Genomic DNA, 18,352 nt, shown 5'->3' on the forward strand with positions numbered 1-18,352 from the left:
TTCGTGACGCTAGGCCATCCATGTCCCAGGACAATATTTTCCGCGAAGTCGACGAGGAGCTCCGCTCCGACCGTATGCGCGCCTTCTGGCGCCGCTTCGCGCCCTATGTCATCGGTGCGGCGGTTGCCGTGGTTGCCCTGGTCGCCGTCAACGAAGGCTGGTCCTGGTACCATTCCAACAATGCCGCGCAGTCTTCCGACGAGCTTTATGCGGCCTTCGACCTGATCGAAGGCGGCGACCTGCCGGCGGCGCAGGCCGCACTCGATAAGGTGATTGCCGATGGCTCGGGCCGCTATCCGACCCTGGCCGAATTCCGCAAGGCCGGCGTACTGGCTAAGGCAGGCAACACTGCAGAGGCGGTCGCCGCCTATGACGCGCTAGCAAATTCGCTGGACAATATCCGCCTGCGCGAACTGGCTCTCGTCCTCGCGGGCAACCTGCTGATCGATACCGGCTCCCTGGCCGATGTGCAGTCGCGCGTCGAAACCATCGCCACCGATGGCAATCCGCTGCGCAATGCCGCCCGCGAAGCCCTCGGCCTTGCTCACTACAAGGCTGGCGACTTCGCCGCCGCCCAGACCAGCTTTGAGGCCGTCGTCAACGACCCGATGGCCCAGAGCAGCACGCGCAACCGCATGGGCTATTATCTCGCCCAGCTCGTGTCTGAAGGCGTCATCGCCGCTGATGCTCCGGCTGCCACGTCAGCCGACGACGCTGCCAATGCCATCGACCAGATCGTCAGCGACGACGCTCCGGCGGCCGATAGCGCCGAACCCGCTGCCCCCGCTTCTCCTGCCGCCACCAACGAGACCGCACCGGCCCTGCAATAGGGCCGGCCGGATTCTGCCTGATCGGAACACAGTTTCTATGACCGTCACAATTGCCATCGTCGGTCGCCCCAATGTCGGCAAATCGACCCTGTTTAACCGCCTCGTCGGGCGCAAGATTGCGCTGGTTGACGACACGCCGGGCGTCACCCGTGACCGGCGCGAGGCCGAGGGCCATATCGCCGACCTGACGTTCCGCATTCTCGACACTGCCGGCTACGAAGACGTCACCGATGGCAGCCTTGAAGACCGCATGCGCCAGCAAACCGAAATGGCCATCAGGGAAGCCGACGTCATCCTGTTCATGATCGACGCCCGCGCCGGTGTCGTGCCGCTCGACCAGCGTTTCGCGCAGGTGCTGCGCAAGGCCGGCAAGGACGTGCATCTGGTGGGCAACAAGGCCGAAAGCAGCGCCGCCGAGGCGGGGCTGGTCGAGGCCTTCAAGCTCGGCTTTGGCGAACCGATTCCGCTCTCGGCCGAACACGGGCTGGGCCTCTCCGAACTCTATTCCATCGTCTCCAAGGCGATCGACGAGGCCGAGGCCAATAAGGAAGCCGAGACCATCGCCGATCTCGACGAAATGCCCGAGGTCGATGTCGACATCACCGAGGACATGCTCGACGGGGAGGGCGAGGAAGCCACCCTGCGCTGGAATCCCAAGCGCTATCTCAACGTCGCCATTGTCGGCCGCCCCAATGCGGGCAAGTCCACGCTGATCAACCGCATGGTCGGCGAAGACCGCGTGCTGGTCGGCCCCGAGGCCGGCATCACCCGCGACAGCATCCTGGTGCCGTGGGAATGGGAAGGCCGGGTAATCAACCTGGTCGATACCGCCGGCATTCGCCGCCGTGCGCGCGTCCAGGAAAAGCTGGAAAAGCTGGCTGTCGGCGACAGTCTGCGCTCCATCCAATATGCCGAAGTCGTCGTGCTGATGCTCGATGCCACCATTCCCTTCGAAAAGCAGGATCTGGCGCTGGCCGATCTGGTCGAACGCGAGGGCAGGGCGCTGGTTATCGCCGTCAACAAGTGGGACCTGATCGAGGACAAGAACGCGGCTCTCGCAGCGCTCAAGGAAGCCTGCACGCGTCTACTGCCGCAGCTGCGCGGCGTGCCGCTGGTCACGCTGTCCGGTCTCACCGGCAAGAATATCGACAAGCTGATGGACGCGATCTTCAAGATCGAGCGCAGCTGGAACTCCCATGTCTCCACCGCCCGCCTCAATCGCTGGCTGACCGGCATGACCGAGAGCCATCCGCCACCTGCAGTCTCCGGCCGCCGCCTCAAGCTGCGCTACATGACGCAGGCCAAGACCAGGCCGCCCAGCTTCATCCTATTCGCCTCGCGGCCCGAGGCCCTGCCGATGGCCTATCAGCGCTATCTGGTGAATGGCCTGCGCGAGGCCTTCGACATCCAGGGCACCCCGATTCGGCTTTGGGTACGCGCCGGCAGCGACAATCCCTATAACGACAAGCGTAAGCGCAAGATCGGCTGATGCATATGAAGGGCGGCCTTGGCCGTCCTTCACTGTTTTGCCCACAGCCATAGTGCATTCGGCGCGATTGACGCTATATTGCGCAACCTTAAGCGACCCGATGCTGAGTGCGGGGCCGCATCCATTGTTGAGACCTTGTTCCTAGAAATACTGATCGTCGTCGTTCTCACTATCGTCAATGGCGTGTTGGCGATGTCCGAACTGGCAGTTGTCTCGTCACGGCCAGCACGCCTTCGTGCCATGGCCGACCAGGGCAACAAGGGGGCCGCCACGGCCATCCGCCTCGCCGAAGACCCCGGCAAATTTCTCTCCTCCGTCCAGATTGGTATTACCCTGGTGGGTATCCTGTCCGGCGCTTTCTCCGGCGCCACCCTGGGCTTGCGCCTGACCGATTGGCTAAAGGATATCGGGGTGGCCGCCAGCGTGGCCGATGTGCTGGGCGTCGGCGTTGTCGTGGTCGCCATCACCTATATCTCGCTGATCCTGGGCGAATTGGTGCCCAAGCAGATCGCCCTGCGTGATCCGGAAGGCGTCGCCTCACGCGTGGCGCCGGGCATGAAACTGCTCGCCGCCATAGGTTCGCCCATCGTCTTCATCCTCGATATTTCCGGCAAGGCGGTTCTGACCCTGTTGGGGCAGAACGAGGAATCCGAGGAGAAAGTCACCGAGGAAGAGGTCAAGACCCTCATCGCCGAGGCCGCCACGACGGGCATTATCGAGAGCGACGAGCATTCGATGATTTCTGGCGTGATGCGCCTCGCCGACCGCTCGGCCCGTGGCCTGATGACGCCGCGTCTCGATGTCGACGTGATCGATCTGTCCGATGACAGCGACGAAATCCGCAAGGCCATCCTGGGCACGCACCGCTCGCGGCTGCTGGTGCAGGATGGTGACGCCGATTCGATTATCGGCGTCGTGGCCATCAAGGACATCATCAGCGTCTTCGCCAATGGCCAGCCGCTCGATGTGCGCAAATTCGTGCAGCCAGTGCCGGTCGTGATGGATCATGCCGACGCGCTCGACGTGGTGCGCGCCATCCGCAACGCCACGGTCCACATGGCTCTGGTGGTGGACGAATACGGCCATTTCGAAGGCATCGTGACTTCGGCCGATATTCTCGAGGTCATCACCGGCGTCTTCCAGGAAGAAACCGGCGACGATCCGGCGCTGGTCCGGCGCGAGGACGGTTCCTGGCTCGTTGCCGGGTGGATGCCCGTGGACGAGTTCAGCGAAAAGCTCAAGGTGGCCATCCCCAAGGATGCCAAGTTCGAGACCGTTGCCGGCTACGTCCTGTCCATCATCAACCGCCTGCCGGCGGTGGGCGAGACCTTCGAACACAATGGCTGGAAATTCGAGGTACTCGATCTCGATGGCCGCCGCATCGACAAGATCTTGATGACCCAGCTTTAGCCAGCGCGCCTTTGCTACAAGAAAAGGGCGCCGCGCGGCGCCCTTTTTGTTGGCCTGGTATGTGGCCCTAAATCTCTTCGAAAGCGCCAGTCCGCATGTCGAACAGCTGGCCGTTTTCCTTGAGCGCGGGGTTCAACAGATCGATCAGCCTGGGCGCGATCTCGGCAGGCGTCGGCAGCGTCGCCGGATCTTCCCCGGGCATTGCCTTGGCCCGCATCGCGGTACGAACCGCGCCAGGGTAAAACACATTGACCCGCACCTTGGTCTGCTCGACTTCGCCGGCATAGGATTTGACCATGGCGTCTACGGCGGCCTTGCTGGCGGCATAGAGGCCCCAATAGGGTCGGGCAGAGCGGGCTGACGAGGATGAGACGAAAACCGCCCGCCCGGCATCAGCCTGCCGCAGCAGCAGGTCACAAGAGCGCAACAGCCGGTAATTGGCCGTTACATTGACCGCAATGACCTTGTCGAAATCTTCCGGCGACACATGGGGCAGGGGGCTGAGCACGCCCAATTGCCCGGCATTGGCGACCAGGCCGTCCAACGCGCCCCAACGCTCGAAAATGGCCGCGCCAAGCCGGTCAATGGCATCGCCATCGCGCAGGTCGAGCGGCACCAGCGTCGTCGAGGAGCCCAGGTCCTGGATTTCGTCATCCAGTTCTTCGAGCCCGCCCACGGTGCGAGCCACCGCAACCACATGGGCGCCGCGCCGTGCCGCCTCGATGGCGCTTGCATAACCGATGCCGCGCGAGGCGCCGGTGACGAGGATGACCTTGCCGGCAAGGTCATTGGATACAGCCATTAGCCGGCCTCTTTGAGCAGGGAGATGTGTTTCGGCTCGTTCTTGGCGCGGCCGTTCAGATCGGTCAACTGTGTCGGATAGTCGCCAGTGAAATAATGGTCGGTAAATTGCGGCGCCCTGGGATTGCGCGGCTCGCCACCCACCGCGTCATAGAGCCCGTCGATAGACAGGAACGCCAGCGAATCCGCGCCGATGAACTGGCACATCGACGCCAGATTCTCATGCTGGTTGGCCAGCAGCTTTTCCGGGTCCGGCGTGTCGATGCCGTAATAATCGGAGAAAAAGATCATCGGGCTGGCGACCCGCAGATGCACTTCGGTCGCCCCCGCATCGCGGATCATCTGCACGATCTTGAGCGAGGTGGTGCCCCGCACGATCGAATCATCGACCAGCACGACACGCTTGCCGGCGATCTCGGCGCGATTGGCCGAATGTTTGAGTTTGACGCCAAAGGCGCGGATCGATTGCGTAGGCTCGATAAAGGTGCGGCCAACATAATGGTTGCGGATAATGCCCAGCTCGAACGGAATGCCGCTCTGCTGCGCATAGCCGATTGCCGCCGGCGTGCCGCCATCGGGCACTGGCACCACCACATCGGCCTCGACCGGCGCTTCCTTGGCGAGGTTAATGCCCATGCCCTTGCGCGCCGAATAGACGCTGCGGCCGGCCACCACCGAATCGGGGCGGGCGAAATAGACATATTCGAACAGGCAGGGCCGCTCGGGCGCGGGCCGGGCCGGCTTGCGTTCATCGATGCTGATCGAGCCGTCCGGCTGGATCTCGCAGATGATGACTTCGCCATTCTCGACGTCGCGAATGTACTTGGCGCCGATCATGTCGAGCGCGCAGGTCTCCGAGCAGAAGATCGGCTTGCCATCCAATTCGCCCATCACCAGCGGACGGATACCCACTGGGTCGCGCGCCGCAATCAGCTTGGTGCGGGTCATGGCCAGCATGGCATAGCCGCCTTCCATCTGGCGGATGGCGTCGATGAAACGGTCGGTGGTGGAAGCATGGCGCGACCGTGCCACCAGATGCAGCACCACTTCGGTGTCCGAGGTTGACTGGCAAATGGCGCCGGTGGCGATGATTTGCCGGCGCAGCGTCAGGCCGTTAGTGAAATTGCCGTTATGAGCAATGGCGATGCCGCCTGCCTCGAGCTCGGCGAACAGCGGCTGCACATTGCGCAGCGCCACTTCGCCCGTGGTCGAATAGCGCGTATGGCCCATGGCGATCGCGCCGGGCAGCTTGGCCAGCAAAGCGGGGTCCGTATAATGGTCGCCCACCAGCCCCATGCGCTTTTCAGTATAGAACTGTTTGCCGTCGAAGCTGACGATACCAGCCGCTTCCTGGCCGCGATGCTGCAGGGCATGCAGCCCCAGCGCGGTGAGGGTGGCGGCATCGTTATGCCCCAAAATGCCAAACACGCCGCACTCTTCATGCAGCGTGTCGCCATTGAGATCGAATGAGTCGTCGCTCGGATGGTTCACCGGGCTCTCCATGCCAATGCTGCCCTCAACTGCAGAACTGCCGCCGCCAATGGCGACAAGGCTGTGCGCAGCGCTGTCGCCCTACGCAATAGCCCAAATTGGTGTCCCCGACCAATGTTGTCACAACGGGTCAGGGTTGTGGCGAGCACAGCGCGCTCACCGGAAAATGATCGTCCTCAGGCGCCAGGCGCAACCGGAGCCGGCGGCGTTGCCGGCGGAACCGTGCCGTCTTCGGTCGAGTCTGTGCCTTCATCCACCGGCGCCTGTGGCGCTTCGGGGTCTTCGGTCAGGCCCGTGCCACCCTGGAGGATTTCGGTAACCTGCTGCTCAAGACCTTCCGGCAGCATGGAGATCAGCGTATTGCCCATATTCTGCAGATGCGGCAGCGATTGCGACTGCGCAGCCCATGGCGGCAGATTGTTGGGCAACAGCCAGGTGCCGAAAATCGTGATGACGATGGCGATCAGCACACCGCGCAACACGCCAAAGACGAAACCCAGCGTGCGATCGATCGGACCGACGCGGCTATCGACGACAAAGTCGGCAATGCGCATGGTCAAAAGATGCAGCACGATCAGCGCGACGATGAAAGTCACCACCACCGTGGCGATATCGGCAACGATTTGCTCGGCAATATATTGCCGGGCAATTTCAGGATGGTACTGCCACATATAGATGGCGATAGCGGCCGAGCCGGCCCAGGTCGCCAGCGAAAGCACTTCGCGGGTTAGCCCGCGCGCGGTGGCCAGGATTGCCGAAATCAGCACCAGTACACCAACACCAACGTCGAACGCTGTCAGCATATGTCTTCGCTTAGCTCCAGTTGCCGCCCCGGCTTATTGGGCTTCGTTTAGCCGCTTTGTGTTGCAAAGCCAAGGCTTACGGCACCTCTGACCTGCGATCTTCCCAGAAAGAGACAAAACTGTGCCGGCTCTACCACTGCTCCGGCTCATTTGCCGGAGCCTTGCCATTGGCCGCAATCCGCCCCACCAGTTCCGATAAAGCGGTGAACTCGGACACATCAAGCCCGCTATTGCGGTCTGCATTGCTCAGCCGTCCGGTCGACACCGCTTTGAAGCCCAATTTACCCGCTTCCCGCAGCCGTAGCGAGCCATGCACCACCGGCCGCACGCCGCCCGCCAGCGAGATTTCGCCGAAATAAACCGAATCCTTGGGCAGGGGCGAGCCGGTCAGCGAGGAAATCAGCGCTGCCGCCACCGCCAGATCGGCCGCCGGCTCATTGATTTTCAGTCCGCCCGCTACGTTAAGATAGATATCATTTGCCCCGATCCGCACCCCGCAGCGCGTTTCGAGCACGGCCAGCACCATGGAAAGGCGCGAGCTGTCCCAGCCCACCACCGCCCGTCGCGGCGTGCCCAGCGGAGAAGGCGCCACCAGCGCCTGGATTTCGATCAGCAGCGGCCGTGTGCCCTCCATGCCGGCAAAGACCGCCGAACCCGCCGCGCCCTCATCCCGCTGGTCGAGAAATAGCGCCGACGGATTGGAGACTTCCTCCAGCCCCAATTCGGTCATGGCGAACACTCCGATCTCATCGGTCGCGCCATAGCGGTTCTTCACCCCGCGTAGAATGCGGAATGTGTGGCTGGTGTCGCCCTCAAAATAGAGCACCGCATCGACCATGTGCTCGACCACCCGCGGCCCCGCGATCTGCCCATCCTTGGTGACATGACCCACCAGCACGACCGCGGCCCCGCTTTTCTTGGCAAAGCGCGTCAACGCCTGCGCCGAGGTGCGCACCTGGGTCACTGTGCCGGGCGCCGAATCGACGCGGTCGGTCCACAGCGTCTGGATCGAATCGATGATGACAAGGTCCGGGGCAGGGCCATTTTCCAGCGTCGCCAGGATGATCTCGACATTGGTTTCGGCCGCCAGCAGCACTTCGGCATCGCCCAGCCCGAGCCGCTGCGCCCGCAGCCGCACTTGTGCCACCGCTTCTTCGCCGGAAACATAAACGACGCGCTTGCCCCGATTGGCCAAAGCCGCCGCCGATTGCAGCAACAGCGTCGATTTGCCGATACCGGGGTCGCCGCCCACCAGCAGGGCCGATCCCATCACAAAGCCGCCGCCGGTGACCCGGTCCAGTTCGCCAATGCCGGTCACGACGCGCGCCGCGCTCTCGGTTTCCCCGGACAGCGGCACCAGATTTGCCGGCTTGCCATTGGCCTTGGCCGATTTGGGGCCCGCGCCGACGCCGCTATCGGCCAGCTCCTCCACCATGGTGTTCCAGTCACCACAGGCGTCACAGCGCCCCTGCCACCGGGTCGAGACGGCACCACAGGCTTGGCAGACGAAGGAAGATCGGGATTTGGCCAATGGAAACTCGCGAATGCAACTATGCCGACGCTAGCCGCAAATGCCAGTCATCGCAAGAACAAATAGCGAACAATTATCCCGGCAGATTGCCGTCGCCCACATAGCTGCGATTGTATCGGCCCTGCTTGAGCGAGGTCAGGATCTCGTAGCCGATCGTGCCGGCCGCATCCGCCTGGTCATCCGCGCCGATCAGGTTGCCCAGCACTTCGGCGCCTTCTCCGGGCGAAGGTAGGTCCGAACCGAGTTCGGTAATATCGACGATGGACGTATCCATCGATATCCGCCCGATCACCGGGCACACCTTGCCGCGAATGACCACCTTGCCGCCCGGGCGCATATTCGTGCCCGAAAGCGAGCGCAGGAAGCCATCGCCATAGCCATGCGCGATGATCGCCAGGCGGCTATTGCGCGACAGCGAAAAGGTGGCGCCATAGCCCACGGTTTCGCCCGTGCGGGCCTCGACCACCTGCAGTATCGGCACATGCAGCGTCGCCACCGCCGCCATCGGGTTCTTGCGCCCGCTCACCGCCCGGCCGCCATAAAGTGCAATGCCGGGCCGCACCATCTGGAAATGATAGTCGCGCCCGCTCATCAGTCCGGCCGAATTGGCAAGCGAGGCAGGAATGCCCGGAAACTGATTCAGCACCGAGCTGAACAGCGCCAGCTGCGTGCGGTTTTTCTCGTGGTTGGGCGTGTCGGCGCAGGCCAGATGGCTCATCACCATTTGCGGCGCATAGCCCAGCGTTTCGATCTGCTGGCGCACTACGCTGGCTTCATTGAGGCGAAAGCCCAGCCGGTTCATGCCGGTGTCGAAATGAAAGGCCGAGGGATAGGCCTCGTTGCGCTCGACGCATTTGGCCAGCCATTCCTCCAGCATTGCGACGGAGGAAATCACCGGCATCAGGTTTTGCCTGATATAAAGATTGGCAGCGCCCGGATAGAGCCCGTTGAGTACGAAGATATGCGCATCTGGCACCGCGGCGCGCACAGCCATGCCCTCGTCGGGCGTCGCCACGAAGAAGAAGCGCGCGCCTGCGGCATGCAGCGCCTTGCTCGCCATGGTGATACCCATGCCATAGGCGTCCGCCTTGACCACGGCAGCCGTCAGCGCCCCGGCGCTCACGCGGTCGAGCGCGCGCCAGTTGCGGGCCAATGCGCCCAGATCGATGCTCAATTGGCCCCCAAGGCCCGAAGTCAGCGCCATGCCTATTCCATGCGTTCAGGCAGATAGTCCGCCCGAGCCAGATTGCCGAAGCGGGTATATTGCGCCTCAAAACTTAACTGCACAGTACCAGTGGGGCCGTGGCGCTGCTTGGCGATGATGACTTCCGCCTTGCCGTGCACTTTTTCCATCTCGCTCTGCCAGGCCAAGTGCTCGGGCGTGCCCTCTTTGGGTTCCTTGTTCTTGAGATAGTATTCTTCGCGATAGACGAACAACACCACGTCAGCGTCCTGCTCGATAGAGCCCGATTCGCGCAAATCCGCTAGCTGCGGATGCTTGTCATCGCGCGACTCGACCTGGCGCGACAGCTGGGACAGCGCAATCACCGGCACTTCCAGTTCCTTGGCCAGCGCCTTGAGCGTGGTGGTGATTTCGGTCAGTTCCTGCACGCGATTCTGGCTCGAAGCCTTGCTCGAGCCCGTCAGCAGCTGGAGATAGTCGACGATGAGGCAATCGAGCCCCTTCTGCCGCTTCAGCCGCCGCGCCCGCGCCGCCAGCTGCGCCACCGAAATACCGCCGGTATCGTCGATATAAAGCGGCATCACGCTCATCATGTTGGACACATCGACCAGCTTGGTGAACTGGCTGTCGTGAATCTTGCCGCGGCGGATGTCGGAGGAGGAGACTTCCGCCTGCTCGGCCAGAATACGCGTCGCCAGCTGTTCCGAACTCATTTCGAGGCTGAAGAACCCAACCACACCGCCATTGACCGTCTTGAGATGCCCGTCCGCCTGCACCTCGCTTTTATAGGCCTTGGCCACGTTGAACGCGATATTGGTCACCAGCGAGGTCTTGCCCATGGCAGGGCGGCCGGCCAGCACGATCAAGTCGCTGCGCTGCAGGCCGCCCATCTGCCGGTCCAGGTCATCCAGCGCCGTGGCAATGCCCGATAGGCCCCCGTCACGCTGATAGGCTTCGCCCGCCATGCGGATAGAGGCCTGCAGCGCCGTGCCGAAGGCCTGGAAACCGCCGTCATAGCGGCCCTTTTCAGCCAGCTGGAACAGCGCGCCCTCGACCTTTTCGATCTGCTTGACCGGCGTCATCTCGACATCGGATTCGTAGGCTTCCGACACCATCTCCTCGCCGACCAGGATCAGGCTGCGGCGAATCGCCAGGTCATAAATGGCCTGGCCATAATCGGCCGCGTTAAGCACGGTGGTGGCTTCCGCCGCCATGCGCGCCAGATATTGCGCCATGGTCATTTCAGGCAGCAGCTGGTCGGGCAGGTGGGTCTTGATGGTGGTCGGGTCAGCCGATTTGCCGGCGCGGATGATCTTGCCGACCAGCTCATAGATGTCGCGGTGGATTGGCTCGTAAAAATGCTCGGGCTCGAGAAAGTCGGACACCCGATAGAACGCGTCATTGTTCAGCAGGATAGCGCCCAGCAGCGCCTGCTCGGCCTCCACATTGTGCGGGGCCAGGCGGAAGGACTTGTCCTCGGCACTATGCAGCCGTGCGATCTCTGCCATTCTTTCCCCCTATAAGTTAACGTGTCTTAACCGCGCTGCGCCGCGAGTCGATGCCTAACTTTAGCAGGTCTATGTTTGGTTAATTGCCCACAGTCGGGGCCAGTGAACTGTGTGGTTTACGGGTATAACAGACTCACTCAGTTGCAAATGAAAGCGGCGCGGTCATGGCCGTAAGTGAGTCTCTCGGCACCAGTAGACCTCATCCTGAGCCTGTCGAAGGACGAGGTCGTGGCACCCAAGCCTCCACTCGCCCGACCTCGTGGTTCGACAGGCTCACCATGGGGTCTTCTTTGTCTCGGGCTCGCTGTCTCCCAAACAAAAAAGCCGGGCACAAGGCCCGGCTTTCCAATCCGTCAAAGGCTGAGCCTTAGATTTCGTCGTCGAAACGGTCGTCCTGCTGCGCGTCCTTCTGGCCGGCAGCAAAGTCGCCTTCAACGTCGTCTTCATACTGGGTGACGGTCACGTCTTCACCAGCGCTTTGGCGGGCCGCTTCGTCTTCCGAGCGGGCGACGTTGACCGAGATCGATACGGCAACTTCCGAATGCAGGTTCAGCGGCACGGTGTGCACGCCGACCGACTTGATCGGGTCTGCGAGGTCGATCTGCGAACGCTGCACGGTGAAACCTTCGGCAGCCAGGGCTTCCACGATATCGCGCGAAGCGACCGAACCGTAGAGCTGGCCGGTTTCGCCGGCCTGGCGGATGATCACGACGACCTTGCCGTCCAGACCTTCGGCAATGCCGGCGGCCGACTTGCGGCGGTCTTCATTGCGCTGTTCGATGTGAGCGCGCTCGGCCTCGAACTTCTGGCGGTTGGCGGCAGTGGCGCGCAGCGCCTTGCCCTGCGGCAGCAGGAAGTTACGGGCGAAACCGTCCTTCACGCTGACTTCGTCGCCGATGGAGCCGGTGCGACCAATGCGCTCGAGCAGGATGACTTTCATTTAAGATTCCTTTGGGCTGTCCCGTCTCTCGGACGGTTAGGAGCCACGGACCATCCGCAACCCCAACTTTGTGCCCCTCAAGAAATGAGAGGCACAAGTAGGCCAAACAGGAAGTCGTTGGGCTGGATGAGATAGTGGTGGTTCGCGAGAACCGGAGCGGAACGTACTAATGTACGTGAGCACCGGAAGCGCAGCGAACCGCCGCTAGATCGCCAGCCCAGCGAACTTACTGGACGGCATACGGCATGATGCCGATGAAGCGGGCGCGCTTGATCGCCCGTGCCAGTTCACGCTGCTTCAGCGCCGAAACGGCGGTGATGCGGCTCGGCACGATCTTGCCGCGCTCGGAAACGTAGCGGCTCAGCAGGCGCACGTCCTTGTAGTCGATCTTTGGCGCGCCTTCACCCGAAAACGGGCAGGTCTTGCGGCGGCGCTGGAACGGACGGCGGGCCTGGGCAGTGGTCAGGTCTTTGATAGCCATAGCTTTTCAGTCCTTATATTAGAAACGGCGCGGGCGGCGTTCGCCGCTGAAGCCACCGCGTTCACCGCCACGATCCGGACGGGTGCCGTCACGGTCGTCGCGATCGCGCTTCTGCATCATGGCAGATGGGCCTTCTTCCAGCTCGTCGACACGCACGGTCATGAAGCGCAGGATGTCTTCATTGATGCGCATCTGGCGCTCCATCTCGGCAACGGCGGGTGCCGGTGCGTCGATGTTCATCAGCGTGTAGTGAGCCTTGCGGTTCTTGCGGATGCGGTAGGAGAGGCCCTTGAGGCCCCAATATTCGTTCTTGGTGACCTTGCCGCCGCCATTGGCGAGGACTTCGGTCAGCGCAGCGGTCAGTTCTTCGACCTGCTGCTGCGATACGTCCTGGCGCGCCAGGAAGATATGCTCGTAAAGGGCCATGAATGCGCCTTCCTTCGTGGTTTAACACACATGCAATGTCGGGCGCGGAGCCTCCTTGAAGCCGGAAAGGCGTCAAAGCAGTCTTGCAAAGAGCGGGAACACGGGAGGCCGGGCATAAGCCCTATTCGTCAACAACGAACCCTCCGTTCAGCCCCCGGCCAAACGAATTGCTGGCGACCCCTTAGGGCCAAACGGTCTTCAAATCAAGCGGAAATGCCGGTTTGGCGGCGCGGGAGCCGGGCTAATGAACGCAGGTCCGGCTCACTTGGGGGATTGGCTCAGTTCGGTTCGTCCCCGACGGCAAGGATATTGCCTTCCGAATCCTTGAACCATGCGGCGTGGAACTTGCCCATTGTGGCAATTCCATCGACGGTCTTGAGGCCCGGCATGTCGTAGTCTTCGAACTTCACGCCGTGCTTGCGCAGGTCGCGGACCTCTGCCTCCACGTCATCGGTGGCAAAGGACAGCAAGGTATTGGGCGCCTGGCCGGCATTGGGCGTTGGGTAGAGCAGGAAGCTGGTGCCTCCGCCAACCTTGTAGATGCAGCCCATCTCGTCTTCCATGGCGGGCGAGAGCCCAAGTTTGTCGTGATACCAGGATTTTGCCCGGGTCATGTCTGCAGCCGGGATGGTTGCGTAGGCACGATGATCTGTGAGCATAACTTCCTCCCTTTCTGAGAGCTGTCACAGTCCACAGGCTACGCCTTCGCCAATCCGGTGTAAACGTGATCCGCAGGGCATCCTACCGGCCTGCCAGGCGCTTTTCGATAAACTCCATCGCACTGCCCACGCCATTCTCGCTGGCGATAGCAGCCCCCAGTGCCGCCGCCCGCTGCCGCACCGCTGGCTCGTCCATGGCGCGGAAAGCGGCGGCGAGATCGCTCACCGCCCCGCGCCAGTGCCAGATAGGGTTGCATGTCGCCGCGGGTACCCAGCGTATGGATGGAGAACCGTATCAGCCGGCCCGTTTCTGCCGCCACCCAGCAAAGAAAGCCTCGGCAAAGCCGGGTTCGATAAACTGGATGCTGCCCTCGGGCAGGCCCAGGATACGGTCGGCTACGATGCCCTGCGCAATCCAGCGCCGCTGGAAGGCCGCCGCCGCGCTCTTGAAAGCCTCGTCGGACGTGGCGCCCACCAACGCCGCCACGCTGTCATGCGTGGTCGTCGTCAGGCCCAGCAGAATCTCTGCCATGGCGTTGGCGTCTCCGGGCAAGAAGCTACCATCATCCATGCCCTGCCGCAGTATTTCCGCCATGACCGGGGTCATCACGCGGCTGACCCTTCTGAACACGTGGTGGTAAAGCGCGATATTCTCCGGCCGGAACAGCGCCTCGAACAGCGCCAGCGCTTCAGGCGCGCGCTCCACCTTCAATCGCCTGTTATGCTTGAGAAACCGGTCCAGCCGCTCGAAGCCGTTGAGCGTTTCGTCGGCGACGATGGCCTGCGTCTCGGCAGCGGCCTCCTGCGCCATCTGCTCGGCAAGTGCCTCGAGCACAGCCTCCTTGGATGGGAAATAGTAGTAGAACGCGCCTTTGGAGAGCCCGGCGCGGCCGATAATGTCCTCGACGCTGGTCGCGTCATAGCCATGTTCGAAGAACAATGCCTGTGCCGCCGCAATGAGGTCGGCGCGGCGAACCGTTGGGTTTTTGATGATGCGGGACATGTCTTAACCTTGCGAACCTTTGTCCGGCCAAGCCGAACGAGCTGAAAGTCGACATAACAGACTGACGGTCAGTCTGTAAAATCACAACCAGCCTCCGGCGGAGTGGCCACTTGCGCCGGCGAGGGAAGGCGGCAGACCTCGCTCCCTCTGCGCTGCGGCCGCCGGGTGACCTTACGCCTTGACTCTGCCACAGAGTCCGGCCAAACGCCGCGCAACTGGACAGTCGGGTTGCGAATTGTCTAACTGATCGCAAGGGGGGCCATATCATGACCAAGCGCGCATTCACATTTCCCGGCCAGGGCAGCCAGGCTGTCGGCATGGGTAAAGATCTTGCGGCGGCCTATCCCGAAGCACGCGCCGTGTTTCAGGAAGTCGACGAGGCGCTCAACCAGCGCCTTTCGGCCATCATGTTCGAGGGGCCCGAGGACATACTGCGTCTGACTGAAAATGCCCAGCCGGCATTGATGGCGGTCAGCATGGCAGTCATTCGTGTGCTTCAGTCCAAAGGCGTAACGCTTGCCGATCACGCCGCCTATGTCGCCGGACATTCGCTTGGCGAATATTCCGCGCTCTGCGCCGCCGGCACATTTTCGCTGTCCGACACGGCCCGCCTGCTCAAGACGCGCGGCCAGGCCATGCAAAAGGCCGTCCCCGTCGGCCATGGCGCCATGGCGGCTCTGCTTGGTCTTGACCTCGAAACGGCAAGCGCCGTTGCCGCCGAGGCGGGGCAGGGCGAGGTCTGTGACGTTGCCAATGACAATGCGCCGGGCCAGGTCGTTATTTCCGGTGCCGTTGCCGCGGTGGAGCGGGCCGTTGAGATCGCCAAGGGCAAAGGCGCCAAGCGCGCGCTGCTGCTGCCGGTCAGCGCACCATTCCACTGCTCGCTGATGCAGCCGGCCGCCGACGCCATGGCCGCGGCTTTGGCCGAAGTCGGCATGCAGGCCCCCGTCGTGCCGCTCGTTGCCAACGTGCTCGCCACTCCTATTTCCGACCCCGCCGAAATCCGCCAGCGTCTGGTCGAGCAGGTCACCGGCGTTGTCCGCTGGACCGAAAGCGTCACCTGGCTGACCACCCAGGCTGGCGTGACCCATCTGCATGAGCTGGGTACCGGCAAGGTACTCACGGGCCTGGCTAAACGCATCAATGCCGAGGCCATCGCCAGCGCGGTCGGCACACCGGCCGATATCGATGCTTTCGTCGCCGAACTCACCGCTTAAGCAACTTGATTCAAGCCTGAAGCCCTTGATTCACTTTCTCCGTGGAGGAGACCTAAATGTTTGATTTGACTGGCAAGCGTGCCCTGGTAACCGGCGCTAGCGGCGGCATTGGCCGCGAAATTGCCAAGGCTCTGGCCGAAGCCGGCGCCACCGTCGCCCTCAGCGGCACCCGCGTCGGTGCGCTGGAAGACGTGGCCAAGGAAATTGGCAAGGACAGCCCGGTTCTGCCCTGCAACCTGTCCGAGCTTCATGAAGTCGACAAGCTCGTGCCTGCCGCCGAGGCGGCCATGGGCGGCATCGATATCCTGATCAACAATGCCGGCATGACGCGCGACAATCTTTTCATGCGCATGAAGAATGAGGAATGGGACGAGGTGCTGGCGGTCAATCTCACTGCCGCTTTCCACCTTACCCGCGCCGTGTTGCGTGGAATGATGAAGCAGCGCTACGGCCGCATCATCGGCATTTCCTCGGTCGTCGGCGTCATGGGCAATCCGGGGCAGGGCAACTATGCTGCCTCCAAGGCCGGCCTGATCGGCATGAACAAGGCGCTGGCCCATGAAGTCGCCTCGCGCGGCATCACCGTCAATTCCATCGCGCCAGGTTTCATCGCTTCGGCCATGACCGATGAGCTCAATGACAAGCAGCGCGACGCTATCCTGGGGACAATTCCGGCAGGCCGTTTGGGAACTGCACAGGAAATTGCGGGTTGTGCAGTCTTCCTTGCGAGCGACGCTGCGGCCTATGTCACGGGGCATACATTGAACGTAAATGGCGGCATGGCGATGATCTGATCTGCGGAAAAGCCCGGTTTTAGGGGGGTGCGCCTTATGGCTAACCTCGAAAAAACGTGCTACCTCGCCCCGCGGTAACCTCTGCCGGTCCGTCTTGCGAGCGCCGGAAAGGCCGCTTACATTGCCTCTGTGCAGGCCAAAACCATGCTTGAAGATTTGGCATTGCGCCAATAAGAAGCGAAACGAAACGTCGATTTCTAAAAGGGAAGTCAAATATGAGCGATGTCGCTGATCGGGTCCGCAAGATCGTTGTGGAACACCTCAATGTGGATGCCGAGAAAGTGGTCGAAAAGGCCAGCTTCATCGACGATCTGGGCGCCGATTCGCTCGATCAGGTCGAGCTGGTGATGGCTTTCGAAGAAGAATTCTCGGTCGAGATTCCGGATGATGCCGCCGAGTCGATCCAGACTTTCGGTGATGCTGTTTCTTTCCTCACCAAGGCCGTCGGCTAAGCCTTAGGGCCAGCTGGGATAGGCAGGTAGAGTATGGAAATGCGCCGCGTCGTCGTCACCGGATTGGGCCTCGTTACGCCCCTCGGTTGCGGAGTTGAAGCCACCTGGGCCAATATTTTGGCCGGCAAAAGCGGCGCCAAGCGCATCGACGACTTCCGGGTCGACGATATTGCTTGCCAGATTGCCCACCGCTTGCCGCTCGGCGCCTATGCCGACGGCAAGTACAATCCCGACGATTGGATGGACACCAAGGAGCAGCGCAAGGTCGACGATTTCATCGTCTACGCCATGGCCGCTGCAACCCAGGCCATCCAGGATGCTGGCGTCGAGCCCAAGACCCAGGAAGATCAGGAACGCACCGGCGTCCTGATCGGCTCTGGCATCGGCGGGGTCGGGGGCATCTACGAAGCCTCCATCACCCTGCACGAAAAGGGCCCGCGCCGCATCAGCCCGTTCTTCATTCCGGGCCGGCTGATCAATCTGGCCTCTGGCCAGGTGTCGATTCGCTTCGGCCTCAAGGGGCCGAACCATTCGGTAGTCACCGCCTGCTCGACCGGCGCTCACGCCATTGGCGACGCAGCCCGCCTGATTGCCCTGGGCGATGCCGACGTGATGGTTGCCGGTGGCACCGAAAGCTGCGTCAATCGCCTTGCCATGGCGGGCTTTGCCGCCTGCCGTGCGCTCTCCACCAATTTCAACGACGATCCGACCGCTGCCTCGCGCCCCTATGACAAGGATCGCGATGGCTTCGTCATGGGCGAAGGCGCCGGCATTGTCGTGCTCGAAGATTACGAGCGGGCCAAGGCCCGCGGCGCCAAGATCTATGGCGAAATCATCGGCTATGGCCTGTCGGGCGACGCCTATCACATCACTGCCCCTTCCGAGGACGGCGATGGCGGTTTCCGCTGCATGCAGGCCGCCATCAAGCGCGCCGGCATTACCCCCGCCGAGATCGATTATATCAATGCCCACGGCACCTCGACGCCACTGGGCGACGAAATCGAGCTTGGCTCGGTCACCCGCGTGCTGGGCGATGCTGCCTCCACCGTCGCCATGAGTTCCACCAAGTCGGCCATCGGCCATTTGCTGGGTGCTGCCGGCTCGGTCGAAGCCATCTTCTCGCTGCTGGCCATGCGCGACAATATCGCGCCGCCCACCCTCAATCTCGACAATCCCTCGGTCGATACCGTGATCAATCTTGTGCCCAAAAAGGCGTTCAAGAAAGAGATCAACGTCGCGCTCTCCAACTCCTTTGGATTTGGCGGCACCAACGCGACCCTGGTGATGCGCAAGGTCCACTGACCTTCTCCGCCAACAAAGCCGTTCACATCGCG

Annotated in this window: 19 protein-coding genes; 7 read left to right on the forward strand and 12 right to left on the reverse strand. The window is 62.2% G+C overall.

All coding sequences use genetic code 11. The features are described 5' to 3' along the window. The first annotated feature begins 20 nt into the window (after positions 1 to 20). From FF80_RS11440 to FF80_RS11450, 3 genes are all read left to right on the forward strand, one after another. Complete coding sequence (locus FF80_RS11440; protein WP_052153439.1) at positions 21 to 830, forward strand: tetratricopeptide repeat protein; 810 nt, start codon at positions 21 to 23, stop codon at positions 828 to 830. A 37-nt stretch (positions 831 to 867) separates the two neighbouring features. Beyond that, the gene (der, locus tag FF80_RS11445; RefSeq protein WP_035100420.1) at positions 868 to 2,319 is read left to right on the forward strand and encodes a ribosome biogenesis GTPase Der; all 1,452 of its coding nucleotides are present in this window, start codon (positions 868 to 870) and stop codon (positions 2,317 to 2,319) included. A gap of 150 nt (positions 2,320 to 2,469) precedes the next feature. After that, positions 2,470 to 3,729 carry a hemolysin family protein gene (locus FF80_RS11450; RefSeq protein ID WP_035100490.1) on the forward strand — a complete coding sequence of 420 codons (1,260 nt, stop codon included), beginning with the start codon at positions 2,470 to 2,472 and terminating at the stop codon, positions 3,727 to 3,729. A gap of 67 nt (positions 3,730 to 3,796) precedes the next feature. Here the strand turns inward: FF80_RS11450 and FF80_RS11455 are convergent, their stop codons facing one another. From FF80_RS11455 to FF80_RS11505, 12 genes are all read right to left on the reverse strand, one after another. After that, positions 3,797 to 4,531: an SDR family NAD(P)-dependent oxidoreductase gene (locus FF80_RS11455; protein WP_035100421.1), complete on the reverse strand. Its 735-nt coding sequence runs from the start codon at positions 4,529 to 4,531 to the stop codon at positions 3,797 to 3,799. After that, the gene (purF, locus tag FF80_RS11460; RefSeq protein WP_035100422.1) at positions 4,531 to 6,033 is read right to left on the reverse strand and encodes an amidophosphoribosyltransferase; all 1,503 of its coding nucleotides are present in this window, start codon (positions 6,031 to 6,033) and stop codon (positions 4,531 to 4,533) included. Before purF ends, FF80_RS11455 begins: the two co-directional genes overlap by 1 nt. Positions 6,034 to 6,197: 164 nt before the next feature. Then, positions 6,198 to 6,824 (reverse strand): CvpA family protein, encoded by a 627-nt coding sequence (locus FF80_RS11465; protein ID WP_035100423.1) that lies wholly within the window; start codon positions 6,822 to 6,824, stop codon positions 6,198 to 6,200. Between the two features lie 130 nt (positions 6,825 to 6,954). After that, positions 6,955 to 8,355 (reverse strand): DNA repair protein RadA, encoded by a 1,401-nt coding sequence (radA, locus tag FF80_RS11470; protein ID WP_035100424.1) that lies wholly within the window; start codon positions 8,353 to 8,355, stop codon positions 6,955 to 6,957. Between the two features lie 73 nt (positions 8,356 to 8,428). Next, positions 8,429 to 9,559, reverse strand: coding sequence for an alanine racemase (gene alr / locus FF80_RS11475; RefSeq protein WP_035100425.1), 1,131 nt, complete (start codon positions 9,557 to 9,559; stop codon positions 8,429 to 8,431). A 2-nt stretch (positions 9,560 to 9,561) separates the two neighbouring features. Beyond that, a complete protein-coding gene (locus FF80_RS11480; RefSeq protein ID WP_052153440.1) occupies positions 9,562 to 11,046 on the reverse strand; it encodes a replicative DNA helicase in 1,485 nt (494 codons plus the stop codon). Between the two features lie 367 nt (positions 11,047 to 11,413). Then, positions 11,414 to 11,986 carry a 50S ribosomal protein L9 gene (gene rplI / locus FF80_RS11485; protein WP_035100427.1) on the reverse strand — a complete coding sequence of 191 codons (573 nt, stop codon included), beginning with the start codon at positions 11,984 to 11,986 and terminating at the stop codon, positions 11,414 to 11,416. 226 nt (positions 11,987 to 12,212) lie between these two features. After that, on the reverse strand, positions 12,213 to 12,467 hold the full coding sequence (gene rpsR / locus FF80_RS11490; protein ID WP_035100429.1) for a 30S ribosomal protein S18: 255 nt from the start codon (positions 12,465 to 12,467) through the stop codon (positions 12,213 to 12,215). An 18-nt stretch (positions 12,468 to 12,485) separates the two neighbouring features. Then, on the reverse strand, positions 12,486 to 12,893 hold the full coding sequence (gene rpsF / locus FF80_RS11495) for a 30S ribosomal protein S6 (RefSeq protein WP_035100430.1): 408 nt from the start codon (positions 12,891 to 12,893) through the stop codon (positions 12,486 to 12,488). Between the two features lie 278 nt (positions 12,894 to 13,171). Next, positions 13,172 to 13,552, reverse strand: coding sequence for a VOC family protein (locus FF80_RS11500; protein WP_035100432.1), 381 nt, complete (start codon positions 13,550 to 13,552; stop codon positions 13,172 to 13,174). 82 nt (positions 13,553 to 13,634) lie between these two features. Then, on the reverse strand, positions 13,635 to 13,778 hold the full coding sequence (locus tag FF80_RS21915) for a hypothetical protein (RefSeq protein ID WP_160172829.1): 144 nt from the start codon (positions 13,776 to 13,778) through the stop codon (positions 13,635 to 13,637). Between the two features lie 69 nt (positions 13,779 to 13,847). Next, the gene (locus FF80_RS11505; protein WP_035100434.1) at positions 13,848 to 14,555 is read right to left on the reverse strand and encodes a TetR/AcrR family transcriptional regulator; all 708 of its coding nucleotides are present in this window, start codon (positions 14,553 to 14,555) and stop codon (positions 13,848 to 13,850) included. 266 nt (positions 14,556 to 14,821) lie between these two features. Between FF80_RS11505 and fabD the strand changes: the two genes are divergently transcribed. The 4 genes from fabD to fabF all read left to right on the forward strand — a co-directional run bounded on the left by fabD (position 14,822) and on the right by fabF (position 18,320). After that, positions 14,822 to 15,772, forward strand: a complete 951-nt coding sequence (gene fabD / locus FF80_RS11510) for an ACP S-malonyltransferase (RefSeq protein ID WP_035100436.1) — start codon at positions 14,822 to 14,824, stop codon at positions 15,770 to 15,772. A 56-nt stretch (positions 15,773 to 15,828) separates the two neighbouring features. Next, entirely contained in the window at positions 15,829 to 16,566 is a 738-nt protein-coding gene (gene fabG, locus FF80_RS11515; protein WP_035100438.1) for a 3-oxoacyl-[acyl-carrier-protein] reductase, read from the forward strand. A gap of 215 nt (positions 16,567 to 16,781) precedes the next feature. After that, complete coding sequence (locus tag FF80_RS11520) at positions 16,782 to 17,018, forward strand: acyl carrier protein (protein WP_035100440.1); 237 nt, start codon at positions 16,782 to 16,784, stop codon at positions 17,016 to 17,018. Between the two features lie 39 nt (positions 17,019 to 17,057). Continuing rightward, on the forward strand, positions 17,058 to 18,320 hold the full coding sequence (gene fabF, locus FF80_RS11525) for a beta-ketoacyl-ACP synthase II (protein ID WP_035100494.1): 1,263 nt from the start codon (positions 17,058 to 17,060) through the stop codon (positions 18,318 to 18,320). Positions 18,321 to 18,352 lie beyond the last annotated feature (32 nt).

The sequence above is a fragment of the Devosia sp. LC5 genome (assembly GCF_000735585.1).
Lineage (GTDB): Bacteria > Pseudomonadota > Alphaproteobacteria > Rhizobiales > Devosiaceae > Devosia.